17 protein-coding genes are annotated in these 13,208 nt (G+C 65.8%); 8 read left to right on the plus strand and 9 right to left on the minus strand.

Going from position 1 to position 13,208, the window contains the following annotated elements:
* Positions 1-630: 630 nt before the first annotated feature.
* On the minus strand, positions 631-1,278 hold the full coding sequence (locus tag BN4346_RS44815; protein ID WP_067976784.1) for a TetR/AcrR family transcriptional regulator: 648 nt from the start codon (positions 1,276-1,278) through the stop codon (positions 631-633).
* Positions 1,279-1,411: 133 nt separating this feature from the next.
* Here BN4346_RS44815 and BN4346_RS44820 point away from each other — a divergent pair, with 133 nt between their 5' ends.
* From BN4346_RS44820 to BN4346_RS44830, 3 genes are all read left to right on the plus strand, one after another.
* Entirely contained in the window at positions 1,412-1,555 is a 144-nt protein-coding gene (locus tag BN4346_RS44820; protein WP_096867745.1) for a hypothetical protein, read from the plus strand.
* 100 nt (positions 1,556-1,655) lie between these two features.
* Complete coding sequence (locus BN4346_RS44825; RefSeq protein WP_067976741.1) at positions 1,656-2,471, plus strand: tyrosine-protein phosphatase; 816 nt, start codon at positions 1,656-1,658, stop codon at positions 2,469-2,471.
* A gap of 76 nt (positions 2,472-2,547) precedes the next feature.
* Positions 2,548-4,050 (plus strand): PE-PPE domain-containing protein, encoded by a 1,503-nt coding sequence (locus BN4346_RS44830; protein WP_067976742.1) that lies wholly within the window; start codon positions 2,548-2,550, stop codon positions 4,048-4,050.
* A gap of 372 nt (positions 4,051-4,422) precedes the next feature.
* On the opposite strand, the gene BN4346_RS44835 is transcribed toward BN4346_RS44830, so the two are convergent.
* From BN4346_RS44835 to BN4346_RS49295, 4 genes are all read right to left on the minus strand, one after another.
* The gene (locus tag BN4346_RS44835; RefSeq protein WP_067976743.1) at positions 4,423-5,283 is read right to left on the minus strand and encodes an SDR family oxidoreductase; all 861 of its coding nucleotides are present in this window, start codon (positions 5,281-5,283) and stop codon (positions 4,423-4,425) included.
* Between the two features lie 121 nt (positions 5,284-5,404).
* A complete protein-coding gene (locus BN4346_RS44840; RefSeq protein ID WP_067976744.1) occupies positions 5,405-6,343 on the minus strand; it encodes a class I SAM-dependent methyltransferase in 939 nt (312 codons plus the stop codon).
* A gap of 72 nt (positions 6,344-6,415) precedes the next feature.
* Positions 6,416-6,556 (minus strand): hypothetical protein, encoded by a 141-nt coding sequence (locus tag BN4346_RS49290; protein WP_235653794.1) that lies wholly within the window; start codon positions 6,554-6,556, stop codon positions 6,416-6,418.
* 14 nt (positions 6,557-6,570) lie between these two features.
* Complete coding sequence (locus BN4346_RS49295; protein ID WP_235653795.1) at positions 6,571-6,987, minus strand: TetR/AcrR family transcriptional regulator; 417 nt, start codon at positions 6,985-6,987, stop codon at positions 6,571-6,573.
* A 187-nt stretch (positions 6,988-7,174) separates the two neighbouring features.
* Between BN4346_RS49295 and BN4346_RS44850 the strand changes: the two genes are divergently transcribed.
* Positions 7,175-7,765 (plus strand): TetR/AcrR family transcriptional regulator, encoded by a 591-nt coding sequence (locus tag BN4346_RS44850; protein ID WP_067976745.1) that lies wholly within the window; start codon positions 7,175-7,177, stop codon positions 7,763-7,765.
* Here the strand turns inward: BN4346_RS44850 and BN4346_RS44855 are convergent.
* Entirely contained in the window at positions 7,752-8,678 is a 927-nt protein-coding gene (locus BN4346_RS44855; protein ID WP_067976746.1) for a DNA-3-methyladenine glycosylase family protein, read from the minus strand. The two genes, BN4346_RS44850 and BN4346_RS44855, sit on opposite strands and share 14 nt — an antisense overlap.
* 64 nt (positions 8,679-8,742) lie before the next feature.
* Here BN4346_RS44855 and BN4346_RS44860 point away from each other — a divergent pair, with 64 nt between their 5' ends.
* The gene (locus BN4346_RS44860; protein ID WP_067976747.1) at positions 8,743-9,132 is read left to right on the plus strand and encodes a nuclear transport factor 2 family protein; all 390 of its coding nucleotides are present in this window, start codon (positions 8,743-8,745) and stop codon (positions 9,130-9,132) included.
* 17 nt (positions 9,133-9,149) lie between these two features.
* On the opposite strand, the gene BN4346_RS44865 is transcribed toward BN4346_RS44860, so the two are convergent.
* The 3 genes from BN4346_RS44865 to BN4346_RS44875 are packed head-to-tail and all read right to left on the minus strand — an operon-like array spanning position 9,150 to position 11,052.
* Complete coding sequence (locus tag BN4346_RS44865; protein WP_067976748.1) at positions 9,150-9,542, minus strand: DUF427 domain-containing protein; 393 nt, start codon at positions 9,540-9,542, stop codon at positions 9,150-9,152.
* Positions 9,539-10,549: an NAD-dependent epimerase/dehydratase family protein gene (locus BN4346_RS44870; protein ID WP_067976749.1), complete on the minus strand. Its 1,011-nt coding sequence runs from the start codon at positions 10,547-10,549 to the stop codon at positions 9,539-9,541. The genes BN4346_RS44865 and BN4346_RS44870 overlap by 4 nt, the downstream gene beginning before the upstream one ends.
* A complete protein-coding gene (locus BN4346_RS44875) occupies positions 10,546-11,052 on the minus strand; it encodes a nuclear transport factor 2 family protein (RefSeq protein ID WP_067976750.1) in 507 nt (168 codons plus the stop codon). The genes BN4346_RS44870 and BN4346_RS44875 overlap by 4 nt, the downstream gene beginning before the upstream one ends.
* A 133-nt stretch (positions 11,053-11,185) precedes the next feature.
* Between BN4346_RS44875 and BN4346_RS44880 the strand changes: the two genes are divergently transcribed.
* Genes BN4346_RS44880 through BN4346_RS44890 form a run of 3 tightly spaced genes read left to right on the plus strand, consistent with a single transcriptional unit; the run spans position 11,186 to position 13,205 of the window.
* Positions 11,186-11,725, plus strand: coding sequence for a VOC family protein (locus BN4346_RS44880; protein WP_067976751.1), 540 nt, complete (start codon positions 11,186-11,188; stop codon positions 11,723-11,725).
* 11 nt (positions 11,726-11,736) lie between these two features.
* Positions 11,737-12,570 (plus strand): enoyl-CoA hydratase/isomerase family protein, encoded by an 834-nt coding sequence (locus BN4346_RS44885; RefSeq protein ID WP_067976752.1) that lies wholly within the window; start codon positions 11,737-11,739, stop codon positions 12,568-12,570.
* Positions 12,567-13,205 carry a TetR/AcrR family transcriptional regulator gene (locus BN4346_RS44890; RefSeq protein ID WP_067976753.1) on the plus strand — a complete coding sequence of 213 codons (639 nt, stop codon included), beginning with the start codon at positions 12,567-12,569 and terminating at the stop codon, positions 13,203-13,205. The genes BN4346_RS44885 and BN4346_RS44890 overlap by 4 nt, the downstream gene beginning before the upstream one ends.
* Positions 13,206-13,208: the final 3 nt, after the last annotated feature.

Consider the following 13,208-nt stretch of genomic DNA (forward strand, 5'->3'; position numbering starts at 1 on the left):
CGTGGATGTTGTGCTGACGAACCATGAATGTTGCCCCTTCTTCACTGTGACCGGTGGACGTACTCGATGTCAGCGCTGAACCAACCCGTACCGAGGCAGCGGTGCTAGCGGGTGCCAGCTGCACAATGCCTCCTCAGATGGTGTCGGCTCAGGCAAGCTCAAGGTGTTGTCGAGTAGACCTGAGAAGCCCAACCTTTTCGATAGCCGCTGCGCGATTCACGTCAACGCCCGGCCAACTAGCAATTGCCGGGATAGCAAATAACCGCAGTTCAATCCTATTGCGATGGTCGTCATCGCAAACTCCTAAAACGGCCGTGGTAGTTCAAACGTAAACGGTCGGGCAATCGCTCCTGAAATGCGTTCCTGCGCACTCTAGGTAGTTTGCTATCGAACAGTTAATCGTTTGGCAGCAAAGCGATTAAGAATGCCAATTCGTTAGCTGCATCGACTAGCTGACCCACGAAGTCTTCGTGCTACGGGCGAACTCAGCGCAACACACCGGAAGGCCGCCACCTGATCACAGGTGAAGGATTCGCTTGGCGTGAGCGCCCATCGCCCACAGCCATTCACTCAGCAAGACGCGCGCCGGGCAACTCAGCCCCGATGGCGACGGCGCGACGCCTACCCGCCCTACACACCCAGCGGCGACTCAACCCGGATCGTCTCGTCTCGGATCAGCCCACGTAGCAACGCCGTGCTGAACTCCGCGGCGATCTCCTTGGCGCTGCGCCGGCCGCTGGGCCGCAACCAGCGATAGGCCCCCAACGTCATACCGATGTAGCCCAGTGCCAGCACGTGCGAGTCGGACGGGTAGAACTCGCCGTTGGCGATACCGCGGTCGATCAGGCCGTGCACGTGCTCGTAGACCTGGATCTCTGTCTGCCGGACCTCGGCGACCTGTTCTTCGGTGAACCACTCGGTGATGTAGGGCTGCTCCTGGAAGTAGACCGCCGCGCCCTCGGGGTTGGCGGCGATCTGGTCCAGCAGGCGCACGGTGTACTGGTAGAGCGCCTCGCGCGCGGTCCAGGACGGGTCGTCGTGGACGGCCGCCAGCGTGCGTTCCCCGGCCTGCCGGTAGATGTCGTAGAGGATCAGTGACTTGCTGGCGTAATAGTGGTAGACCGTAGCCTTGTTCAACCCCACTACGTCGGCGACGTCGTCCATGCGGGTGCCGTGGTAGCCGCGGGCGGCGAACAACTTGGTAGCGACCGCGAGCAACTCCTCGCGGCGGGAGGGACCCTGGGCCGGTCCCCCCGGCGTAGCCTTGCCGTTTGCCATGTCCACTCACTCTTCGCCGGGCCGGTGTCATCGGCGTATCAATCAACTGGTTGGAAGGATTCTAGGCAGTCCGTTGTTGTGCCGTTGACGAGCCGACTAAACTGATGGAAATCCAAGCTAAGGGGTTGACGACATGGGTCCTGGTTACGGTTACGATCCGAATCCGGATTACGAGCTGAGCGACGAGGCCGAGTTCTTCTTCAAGTACCTGACCTGGGGCCTGCGCGGCGTCGACGGCGGGGGCGGCTACCCCCCGCAGAACTCCCCGCCGGTCTAAACCTCATCAGCACACGCAGCGGCCTCCGATCCCTCCCGGATCGGGGGCCGTTTCACGTCTGCTCGGCCAAGCCGCCAGCACGGTGTCCTATCGTGGCCGGGTGACCTCCCAGCCGAATCTGCCCGGGGCGTGGAATTTTCGCGACGTCTCCGACACCGCCGACGCGCTGCGCCCCGGCCGCCTGTTCCGGTCCAGCGAACTGAGTCGCCTTGAGGACCGCGGCCGCGACGAATTGCTACGACTCGGGGTGTCTGACGTGGCCGATCTGCGGTCACCGCGCGAAGTCACCCGCCGCGGACCGGGCCTGGTTCCCGCCGGTGTGGACATCCACCTGCTGCCCTTCCCGGACCTGGCCGGCGACCAATCACCGGACAGCTCGGCTCCGCACGAGGACGCATTCCGCAACATGATGGCCGAGAAGCCCGACGAGGATTCGGCCGCCGACGTCGCCGCCCGCTACATGCTTGAGGAGTACGAACGCTTCCCCACCCTCGCCGGGTCCCGCCGGGCGGTGCAGCGGGTGGTGTCGCTGCTGGCGCAAGGCCGGCCGGTGCTGGCGCACTGCTTCGCCGGGAAGGACCGCACCGGATTCGTCGTCGCGGTGGTGTTGCGAGCGGCCGGGGTGGACCGCGACGCCGTCATCGAGGACTACCTGCGCAGCAACGCGGCGGTACCGGTGCTGCGGGACCGGATCATGGAGATGATTCGGTCCCGGCCCGAGGCCGAGATCACCCCCGAGGTGCTGACCTTCACCGAAGCGCGCCTCTCCGACGAGGTCCTCGGTGTGCGCGCTGATTACCTGGATGCTGCCGAACGCTCGATCGAGCAGAATTTCGGCTCCTTCGACGGTTTCCTGCAGGCCGCCGGGGTCACCGAGTCCGACCGCGATGGGCTGCGCGGCGCGCTGCTCGGCTGAGCTGAATTCACCATTGCACCCTGAGATCTGACGGAGGTACTTTTAGAACCTTATTACTTCGGCTCGGGGACTTCTCATGGAAATTGCACTCCGCCCCTACGCAACCGCCGGAATCGCCTTGGTCGGCGCCGGCATCATCGCCGTCAGCCCGGTGGCGCCGCCGTCAGCAAAAATCCAGGTACGCCTGATGGCCGGCGAAACCGTCGGCCTGGTCATCGGCGGCAGCGGTACGCCGATCCCCGGCACCGGCTATGTCAACGCGGCCGACTCCCTCTATATCCATCCCAACGTCCCCGACACCACCTACCCGGGAGTCCTGGCTAACGGGCTGTTCACCCCTGAGGGGCTCTACCCGCTGGACGGCATCAACGTGTTGCGGCTCAACTATCCCGCCGGTTCCAACGGCTTCCCGAGCCAGACCACGTCCGTCGGGCAAGGGATGACGATTCTGGACAACAACATCAAGGCCCAACTCGCCGACGGGAATGCCGTCACGGTGTTCGGCTATTCGCAGAGCTCCACGATCGCCAGCCTCGAGATGCAACAGCTGGACCAGGCGGGAACGCCGAGTGATCTGCCGGTGAACTTCGTGCTGATCGCCGACCCGAGCAACCCCAACGGCGGGCTGCTGGAGCGCTTCAACGGATTCGAGACCACGTCGGGAACCTCGAACCCGCTGGAGCTGAACATCCCCAGCATGGGAATCAGCTTCGACGGCGCCACCCCCGCCGACGACTTCCACACCAGCATCTACACCCTGGAATACGACGGTTTCGCCGACTTTCCGCGCTACCCGCTGGACTTCCTGTCCGACCTGAATGCCTTCTTGGGCATCAAGGAGCTGCACGGCACCTATCTGAACGGCGGCGTGGACGGAAGCGGCCCCACCGCCGAGCAGATCGCCAATGCGACCCTGCTGCCGGGATCGGAGAACTCGACGACCGATCCCTGCGCGAGCTGCCTGACCAACTACTACATGATCGACGAGACCGCGCCGCTGGTCGCGCTGCTGCCCAAACCACTCCAGGACCTGCTGGGGCCCGATCTGACCTACCTGATCAACCTGGGTTACGGCGCCGACAACCTCGGCTACTCCGACGCCCCGGCGAACATCGCCACCCCGTTCGGACTGTTCCCGGACGTCGACCCGACCACCGTCATCAACGCGTTGGTGGCTGGCGCGGAGCAAGGCTGGACCGCCTTCATGGGTGACCTGTCCGACCCCTCGGCCATGGCGTCCGCGTTGTCGTCGGCCTTGTCCTCCGCGGCGTCAAGTCTTGCCCCCACGAGCGTCGATCCATTGACGTTCAGCGGGATCGCCGACGCGTTCTCGAGCGCCCTGTCGGCCGCCAACGGTGGTTTGTCGGGGCTTTCAGACGTCGTCAATGCGCTGTTCACCGCTCTGCCGGCCTACGCGGCCGATCTCTTCACCACCAACCTGCAAAGCGGTGACCTGCTGGACGCCGTCGGTTTGCCGATCGCGGCCACCACGGCGCTGGAAACGCTGGCAGCCGGCTTCGGACTCCAGATTGTCACCAACACCATGTCGGATATCCAAGCCGCGTTCGCGGGGCTCTGACGCACTAAGCCGCCGAGAGCCGTCATCGAGGACTACCTGCGCAGCAACGCCGCAGTACCGGTGCTGCGGGACTGGATCATGGAGATGATTCGGTCCCCGGGACTACATCCGTCGCCCGTGTCACGGGAATCGGGAGGTGTGGTGTTTGCCCGCCTCTGAGCGACAGACGCAGTTATGTCCATCTATGGCAGCTGCGTTGGATTCCGTCGCGTCCCCGCCCAGCACCAGACATAACGTCAATTGTCGCTCAGAGGCGGGCAAACACCCCTGCCCTCCGGTCCGGTGACGGATGGGACGAACGGGCAGCCAAGTGACGGATCGGACGAATAGGCAGCCCGGTGCCGGGCGGGGCGGACCGGCCTCCGCCGGCTACTACAGCGAGAAGCTGGCCGACTTGGCCGCCGACAGGTCGGCGATCGTCGACCACTGCGCCGCGATCTCGTCGACCGACGGCGGGTTCTCGAAGGTGGCGCCGGCGTTCTCGAACAGCGCGGTCCGCTGCACCTTGCCGCCGCCGGCGATGAACACCGAGCCGGTCTCGGCGACCTCTTCGGTGCACAAGTAGGCCACCACCGGTGCGACGTACTCGGGCTTGAGCTTGGCCAGCACCTCCGGCGGCAGGATGTCCTCGGTCATCCGGGTTGCCGCGATCGGGGCGATGGCGTTGGCCTTGATGTTGTACTTGGCGCCCTCGATGGCCAGCGTGTTGATCATGCCGACCAGGCCGAGCTTGGCGGCGCCGTAGTTGGCCTGCCCGAAGTTGCCGAACAATCCGCTGGTGGAGGTGGCGACGACCACCCGGCCGTAGCTCTGCTCACGGAAGTGCGGCCACGCCGCCCGCACCACGTTGTAACCGCCGTAGAGGTGCACCTTCAGCACGGCGTCCCAGTTCTCCGACGTCATCTTGTGGAAGGTGCCGTCGCGCAGGATGCCGGCGTTGCTGACCACGCCGTCGACCTTCCCGAACTCGTCGATCGCAGTCTTGATGATGTTGGCCGCGCCGTCGGCGTCGGCGACACTGTCGTAGTTGGCGACGGCCCGGCCGCCGGCCTCTTTGATCTCAGCGACCACGTGATCGGCCATGTTGTGCCCGGTACCGGTGCCGTCGCGGGCACCACCGAGATCGTTGACCACCACACAGGCCCCCTCGCGGGCCAAGGTCAGGGCGTATTCGCGGCCCAACCCACCACCGGCTCCGGTGACGACGACAACACGATCCTGCACTCCGGACATCAGTTTCCTTCCTCGATTCGATCGCCACGCTAGAACAGACCTAGACCAGACCTAGCGCCAACTTCCAGGCCTTCTCTGTATACGGGGGAAGAATCGAGTCCGCTATGTCGGGTATGCCCAGTCAGCTGCGCACCGCGGTGACGAACTCGGAGAACGCGTCCGCATCGTCCGTCACCGACCCGTCCACCCAGCGATTCAGCCGGCGCATCTCGGCGGTGGAGGGCTGCGAAGCGGCCTGCCAGCCGTGCTCGTCGAGCCACGCCCGCACCGGCGCCCGGTCCTCGTCCTGATAGATCAGATCCTGGATGTCGATGGTCTGCTCCAGCCCGATCGTCTCGGCGATCTTCTTGAACCGCTCCGACATCTGCTGGCGCCGCTCATCGGAGCGGTGGTTGCCCGCGGTCTCCGCCGCGATCCGGCTGCCCGGGGCGCTGAGCGCGGTGATCTGGTCGAACAGCCGGTCCTGGCCGTCGGCGGGCAGGTACATCAACAGGCCCTCGGCCAGCCATGCGGTCGGGGCCGCGGGATCGAAGCCGGCGGCGGTCAACGCGGCCGGCCAGTCCTGCCGCAGGTCGATGGCCACGGCGCGGCGCTCGGCCACCGGCGTCACGTTATTGGCCGCCAGGGTCTGCTCCTTGTAGGCCAGGACCTTCGGCTGGTCGATCTCATAGACGGTGGTGCCGGCCGGCCAGTCCAGCCGGTAGGCCCGCGAGTCCAGCCCGGACGCCAGGATCACCACCTGGCGGATGCCGGCGGCGACCGCGTCGGCGAAGAAGGCGTCGAAGAAGTGCGTCCGAACGGCCTGGTAGTTGCGCATGTGGTGGTAGACCGCAGCGACCTCGGCGTCGAGGGCCTCCACCTTCTCGACCAACGTGTCGTCGAGCAGCATCTCCCAGATCCCGGTGCCGGCCCCGGCGACTAGGAGTTTGGCGTACGGGTCATTGATCAGCGGATCGGCGCTGGCGGTCTCGGAGGCGCGGGCGGCGGCCACCATTACCGCCGTCGAGCCGACGCTGGTGGCGATATCCCAGGTGTCGTCGTGGGTACGGAGTGCGCTCATCGGGTTACCTCGCTTGGTCGCGGCCAGTGTCGCACGCCATACTACCGATGAAAGTTAGCCGGTCTATTAACTCTATCCGTCGGCTGGCTGACGCAACTGCCAGAGTTCCTGGCTCAACAGCGCCTGCAAGGTGGCGACCACCCCTGCCGCGGCCGCCTGATTGCCAACCAGCGACACATAGAAGGTGATCCCCCACAACACGGCCAACAACATCTCGATGAGCTCGCCTATACCCGAGGTGGCGACCAGCTCTCCCCGGTCGATGGCGTCGGTGAGCGCCTCGGCCAGAAACGCCCGCGGGGGCCCTGGATATCGCCCAGCAGCGACTTGAGCACCGGGTCACGCTGGGCATCTACCACCGCTGTGACCGCAAACGCCGCAACCGTGCGGTCCTGTTCGCCGAGCTGAGTAAAAGACACGATGACGGCTGCGAGCTGTCCAACCAGGGTCTGCTCGGTACGCGCCTGATCGACGGCGTGGTCGAACAAGCCCTCAGCCTGTGTCAGAGCCGCCTGATAGAGCAGTTGCTTGCTGGGAAAATAGTGGTTGATCGCCGGGCGGGTCAGCTGTGCTCGCTCCGCTATCGCTTGGAACGTTGTTGCGTGGTAGCCGAATTCGCCGAAGACGCCGCTAGCGGCCGTCACGATGCGTTCCCTGGTCACGCCGGAGCGCGCCCCGCGGGGGCGCCCAACCCTGCGAAATGCCACATCCCGCACTAGACAAGTGTGGCACGGCGTAGCGTAGAACCCCAGAAATATTGCAATTACGAATATTCACTTAAGACTCAGACGCACTGTATGCCAACTGCGCCCAGCGAACTAAAGTCGACTTATGGCCGCGGCTCTCTCTCGACAGGCGTACTTCGACACAGGTTTCGAAATACTGTCCGAATTGGGTTACGGCGGCCTCAAGCTCGCCGAAGTCTGCAACCGGCTCGGCGTGACTACCGGCTCGTTTTACCACTACTTCACCAGCTGGCCGGTTTACACCCGTGACCTGGTTCAACACTGGCTCGATGAGCGCACCCTCCAGCACGTCGAGTTCGTCCGCGCGATACCCGACCCACGGCAGCGCCTCGACAGCCTGATCCAGATCGGTCTGGCCTTGCCGCACGGGGCCGAAGCCGCCATCCGCGCCTGGAGCTCAGCGGACGCACGTGTGCACGCGGTGCAGGCCGAGGTAGATCAGCAACGCTTCGACATCCTCTTCGAATCGGCACAGGAAGTCCTCCAGGACAACCGGCAGGCGCAATTGTTCGCAAACTGGGCGATCTATCTGCTGATCGGCTACGAACAGGCCCTGCTGCCGCGCGACACGTCCACGTTCGAGTGGATCGCCGCCCAGTTGCTCGACGCGCTGGACTCCGGGAGGTTTGCCACGGCGACCGACGGCCCGCCCGCCAAGCCGTCTACAGCGAGCTGATCCGCTGCAGAGCCAGCCGCGGCCCGCGTCGTTTGCTGACAGCGAGCCCGCTGTCGATCAGCAACCGCACCACCCGGTGCCGGTGCGGCCGCATCGGCTCCATCAATTCGACCATGGCTTCGTCGGTGAACAATGCGTCGAGCGGCAGTCCGAGCAACGTGCGGCCGATCATCGTCGCAAGGTGATAGTCGCCGACCGACAATGCGTCGGCATCACCGAACGCCCGCTGCGCTGTTTCGGCCGCGGTCCACTCCCCGACACCGGGCAGCGACATCAGTGCCGCCCGGGCTTCGGCGGCCGGGCGGGCCGCCAGCCGTTCCAGGGCGTCCACCCGCCCCGCGCAACCGACGATGGTGCGCGCCCGCCCGCCATCGACGTTGGCCCGATGGAACTTCCATGACGGGATGGTCCGCCAGGTCTGCGCCGACGGCGGCACCCGCATTCGCGACGGCGCCGGACCGGGCGCCGGCGAGCCGAACTCGGTGACCAGCAGCCGCCAGGCCCGAAAAGCATCGGCCCCCGGTACCCGCTGCTCGAGCACCGCCGGGATGAGCGCCTCAAGCACCCGACCGGTGCGACCCAGCCGCAGGTGCGGCAGGCGCCGGTGGGCGGCGACCACCGTCGGGTCGGTCGGCACGAAGTCGGTCACGTCGTCGTGAACACCCAACAATGCCGGTGCCCCGTCAAGAAACTCCGCGGCACCGGCGCCCCAGGCCGCACAGTCCACCGCGTCTGGCTCCACCTGGACGATGCGCGCCGTCACCGGCCCGCTGGGCATCAGGCTGGTTCGCCAGACGGCGCCGTCAACCACCTGCAGGCATGGGTCGCCCGGCCCGCGGCGCAGCGGTGCCAGCGTCAGCGCAGGGCTGGCCGGGCCGGGAAAAGCGACGGTACGACAAAGCGAATTACTGATGACGCGATCATAAGGATGGCTTGTCGTCGTTGACCGCTCCGCGCCGCCCGGTCACGATGGAGAAATGGCCACCCCGTTCGATGATCCGCAGGCGGAATTGGCGTGGATGTTTCTCCAGGGCATCTGCGGCGACGACGACCTGGACGATATTTTTGCGCTGCTCAGCGACGACTTCACCTGGTGGAGCATCATGACCCGTCAGGCCGTCGACAAGGACGAGCTGCGGCTGGAAGTCGAACAGCGCCGACTGGGCTTGCGGATCAACTTGGAGCTGGTCCGGTGCATCAACGAAGAGGAGACCGTGGTGATCGAAGCGCTGGGTGACTGTCACGCCGCCGACGGTTCGCACTATGACAGCCCGCTCGCGTACATCGTCGACACCCAAGACGGTCGGATCGTCTCGGTGCGCGAGTACACCGACACCCGGTTCGCCGGGCAATTGTTGGGGCTCTAGAGAAGTCCTGGCGAGCCTCAGGCCCCGATGCTGATCTCAGCCTTGTCGGGGTAGAACGCGACATGCCCGGCGATCGGCGCGACCGCGGCATATGGCTGCTCGTAGGTCCAGATCGCGTCGGCGACGCATTGGCCGTCCGCGGTGGTGACGCTGTAGTAGGCAGCATCGCCCTTGAAGGGACAGTAGCTGGTGGTCTGGGTACGAGTCAGCAGCTCGGTCTTGACGTCAGCCAGCGGAATATACTGCACCGCAGGGTGATTCGATTCCTGAAGGGTCAGCGCCTCGGTGCTGTCGGCGATGATCTCGCCACCGATCCGCACCGTGACCTGCCGGCCGGTCGGGGTCACGGTGATCGGGTACTCGTCAGTCGGGAGGTGAATCGGTCGACTGCTTGAACGGTCGTGTTTCATGCGGGGGTACCTCGCTTTTTGGCGTCACGCAGTTTCATCCAGAAACGCGCCGCCTCCCGGATCGATTCCTCCACCGGTCGTGGCTGCCAACCGAGCTCGCGCACCGCCTTGCTGTGATCGACCGGAGCTTCGGCACGCATCATCCGTACCGACTTCAGGCTCAGCTCGGCATCCTTGCCGGTCAGGCGAGCCCGCAGGCTGCCCAACGCGCCCAGCGCATATAGCGCCGGCACCGAGATCGCACGCTCCGGTGCCGGCATCCCGGCTTCGTCGGCCGCGATCTTGACCACGTCCTGCAGCTGGATCAACCGCTCGGAAATCAGGTAGCGCTGGCCGTTGCGTCCACGCTCGGCGGCCAGGATCATCGCGCGGGCGGCATCGTCGACGCCGACCACTTCCAGCTCGATCCCCGTCATCAGGAACGGCAGCTTGCCGAACACCGCCCCGGCGATGAACGCGCCATGCGGGGTCCGGCCCCAGTCGCCGTCGCCGTAGGTGGTGGACACACACATCGCGACCGCGGGCAGCCCGGCTTCTGCACTGCGTAACACCAGCTCTTCGGCCTGCACCCGGGATTGGACATAGGGCGTGAGTCCGCGCGGGTTGATGATGTCGTCCTCGGTGGCGACGTGACCGCGGCGCCGGCCCACGGTGGCGTAGCTGCTGGTGAACACGAATCGTCGCAAGTCGGCGTCTTTGGCGACCGCCAATACGTTGCGGGTGCCCTCGACGTTGGTGTGGAACAGCGGGCTCGGGTCGCGCAGCCAGGCGCGGGTGTCCACGACGCAGTAGTAGACGTCGTCGCAGCCGGCCATCGCCTCGGCCAGGGTGGCGGAGTCGAAGATGTCGCCGTGGAACCGGGTGACGTCGAGGTGGTCGATGGCGATGGTGTTGGCGTTCGGGCGCACCATCACCCGTACGTCTTCTCCGGCGTCGACGAGCTGGCGGGTGACGTGCGACCCCAAGAATCCGTTCGCCCCGATGACGAGTTTGGGCTTACCTCTCACGCGTTACCTCCGAACTGCTGCATCCAGGCGGCCGCTTCGTCGTCGAGGGTGCCGAGCTCCTGGGCTTTGCGGCACCATTTCATGGTCGCGGCGACGAAGCGCAGCGGGTTGTAGATGTCCTCCTGGCGGCTCCACAGGCCGTCGCCGGCGTAGGTAACGATCGAGATGTTGGTGGCGCTGATGATGGTGCCGTCGCCCGGGTCGCGCATCGGATTGTCCAGTTCGCAGATGATGCGCCCGCCTTCCTCGTCGATGACCGACCACAATGCCGGGAACTCGGTCATGTAGCTGCCGGGGAAGGTCGACATGGTCTTGCGGATCCAGCTGCGGACCTCGTCGCGCCCATGCATGGTGCCCATCGCGTGCTCGACGTATTCGACGTCGGGGGTGTAGTGCGCCACCCAGGCGTCCCAGTCCTTGGTCTCGGCGGCGCCGGCGACGGTCTGCTCGAACACGTCAAATGCGGCCGCGAGTTCTGCGCGGCTGAACTGCGGTTTCGTCATGCGAAGAACTAGAACACGTTCTAGCAAGGTTGTCGAGGGTCCACGCCCAGAATCGAATCTGGGTTTATATTCACCGGCGGTGCTACGGTGACGCCGTCGGCCCACCACGGGCCGTGAGGAGGTTCGGTAGCCAGTGACGTCCCCCAAGCCCACCGTCGGCCTGCACCACGCCGCCTACGCCTGCGCCGACCTGGAAGCCACGAACCACTTCTACGAGGACCTACTGGGTTTGCCGCTGGTGCACACCGAAGTCGAGCACTTGCAAGAAGGCTTCTTCCGGCATGTGTTCTACGACCTCGGCGACGGCTCGTGCATCGCGTTCTTCGACCTGCACGGGGTCGGGGAGAAGCCCGACTGGTCCAGCTCGTTGTCCCGCCCGAACGGACTGCCGGTGTGGGTGAACCACTTCGCCTTCCGGGCCACCGAAGAGAAGCAGAACGAAGTCCGGGCCCGGATGGAAGCCGCCGGAATCAAGGCGCTAATGGACGTCGACCACGGCTGGTGCCACTCGCTGTACTACCTGGACCCCAACGGCATCATGATCGAGCTGTGCCGCGACACCCCCGGGTTCGAACCCGACCCGCAGTTGGCACACAAGTTGCTGAACAGCACCGAACGGGCCGCTGACCCCAAGGTGGTCACGTCGAAGACGACCACCACCCAGCTGGGCTGAATCGGGCAATCGTGGGCGTCGATTCCCTGGCGTCGCTGAAGGTCAGCCACGACGGACCGGTGGCTCGGGTATGCATCAGCCACGGCGAGATCAACCTGATGGACGCCACCATGATGGGCGACCTGTGGCGACTGGTGAACTGGCTGCGGTCACCCGCCGGCCGCGACGTGCGGGTGGTGGTTCTGGAAAGCGCCAACCCCGACTTCTTCATCGCCCATGTCGATCTCGCGCTGCTGGCTGCCTCGGTCGAGAACACCGAGGCCGCCTGCGGTTCCTTCCAGGATCTGGTCGGGGCCTTCCGCGCGCTTGACCAGGTCACCATCGGGGTGGTCGCCGGACGGGTGGCCGGCGGTGGGATGGAGCTGCTGGTCAACCTCGATCTGCGGTTTGCGGTCACCGGCCGGGCGCTGTTCAACCAGATCGAGACCGGGATCGGCGTCATCCCGGCCGGTTCGGGTCCGCAGCACCTGCTCGGTCTGCTGGGGCGGGGCCGCGCGCTGGAGGTCATCCTCGGCCATGACGACCTCGATGCGGGCCTCGCCGAGCGCTATGGGCTGGTCAACCGGGCGTTGGACGCGGACGCCGTCGGCCCCTTCCTGGACCGGCTGGTGCAGCGGATCGCCACGGTGCCACTGGCGGACATCGCCGATGTCAAGGCCACCCTGGCCGCCCCGGACCTCGCCGCGGGACTGGCGGTGGAGCGCTCCGCGTTCGCCCGGATGCTCGGCCGCGGCGCCGCATGGGCGAAGATGCAGCGCTTCCTGGCCGCCGGCGGCCAGACTCCCCCGGGCGAACGCCGGCTGGCGGAGTTGGTGGCCGAGTTGGACCAGGCGGAACCGGCATGACATCCGAGGACGGGTCGGCCAGCCGTCCCACCGTCCGGGGCCGCGACACCCAGGCCCGCCTTGAGCAGGCGGCCCGTGAAGTGATCGCCCGCAAGGGCTTCTTCAAGACGACGATCACCGACATCACCTCGGCCGCCAAACGCTCGCCCGCGTCGTTCTACCACTACTTCGAATCCAAGGAAGACCTGTTGGCGTCGCTGGCCGAGGACTTCCGGGCCACGGCGAAAAGCCGTGCGGTGCAGGCATTGCACCCGGGCCAGGACCTGCGGGAGATCATCGAGGAATCGGTGCGAGCGCACTGGGAGACCTACCGCGAACACCTCGGGGTCATGGTCGGGGTGTTCCAGCTGGCGATGATCAACGACGAGTTCGCCCAGCGCTGGCGGGACATGTGCGCCGACGCGATCGACTGGGTGGCGCAGACGGTGCGGATGGCACAGCGTAAGGGCTGGGCGCCCGACGCCGACCCCGAGCTGGTCGGGTCCGCGATTGTCGCGATGCTCAACCACTTCACCTATGTCTGGCTGGTGGCAGGCGGCGACGTGCCAGGCCGCAAATTGGACGAAGAAGCAGCGGTGAAAACGCTCACCGACACCTGGTATCGGTCGGTGAGCTGGCGTGATCAGGATTCATGATCA

This window comes from Mycolicibacter icosiumassiliensis (genome assembly GCF_900078685.2).
GTDB lineage: Bacteria > Actinomycetota > Actinomycetes > Mycobacteriales > Mycobacteriaceae > Mycobacterium > Mycobacterium icosiumassiliensis.

Excerpts from the sequence above, each read along its gene's own strand:
- BN4346_RS44875 (WP_067976750.1), bottom strand. The coding sequence starts at position 11,052 with ATGACGAAACCGCAGTTCAGCCGCGCAGAACTCGCGGCCGCATTTGAC.
- BN4346_RS44850 (WP_067976745.1), top strand. The coding sequence starts at position 7,175 with ATGGCCGCGGCTCTCTCTCGACAGGCGTACTTCGACACAGGTTTCGAA.
- BN4346_RS44890 (WP_067976753.1), top strand. The coding sequence starts at position 12,567 with ATGACATCCGAGGACGGGTCGGCCAGCCGTCCCACCGTCCGGGGCCGC.
- BN4346_RS49290 (WP_235653794.1), bottom strand. The coding sequence starts at position 6,556 with ATGTTGTTGGCCGTGTTGTGGGGGATCACCTTCTATGTGTCGCTGGTT.
- BN4346_RS44820 (WP_096867745.1), top strand. The coding sequence starts at position 1,412 with ATGGGTCCTGGTTACGGTTACGATCCGAATCCGGATTACGAGCTGAGC.
- BN4346_RS44835 (WP_067976743.1), bottom strand. The coding sequence starts at position 5,283 with ATGTCCGGAGTGCAGGATCGTGTTGTCGTCGTCACCGGAGCCGGTGGT.
- BN4346_RS44830 (WP_067976742.1), top strand. The coding sequence starts at position 2,548 with ATGGAAATTGCACTCCGCCCCTACGCAACCGCCGGAATCGCCTTGGTC.
- BN4346_RS44865 (WP_067976748.1), bottom strand. The coding sequence starts at position 9,542 with ATGAAACACGACCGTTCAAGCAGTCGACCGATTCACCTCCCGACTGAC.
- BN4346_RS44860 (WP_067976747.1), top strand. The coding sequence starts at position 8,743 with ATGGCCACCCCGTTCGATGATCCGCAGGCGGAATTGGCGTGGATGTTT.
- BN4346_RS44815 (WP_067976784.1), bottom strand. The coding sequence starts at position 1,278 with ATGGCAAACGGCAAGGCTACGCCGGGGGGACCGGCCCAGGGTCCCTCC.
- BN4346_RS44840 (WP_067976744.1), bottom strand. The coding sequence starts at position 6,343 with ATGAGCGCACTCCGTACCCACGACGACACCTGGGATATCGCCACCAGC.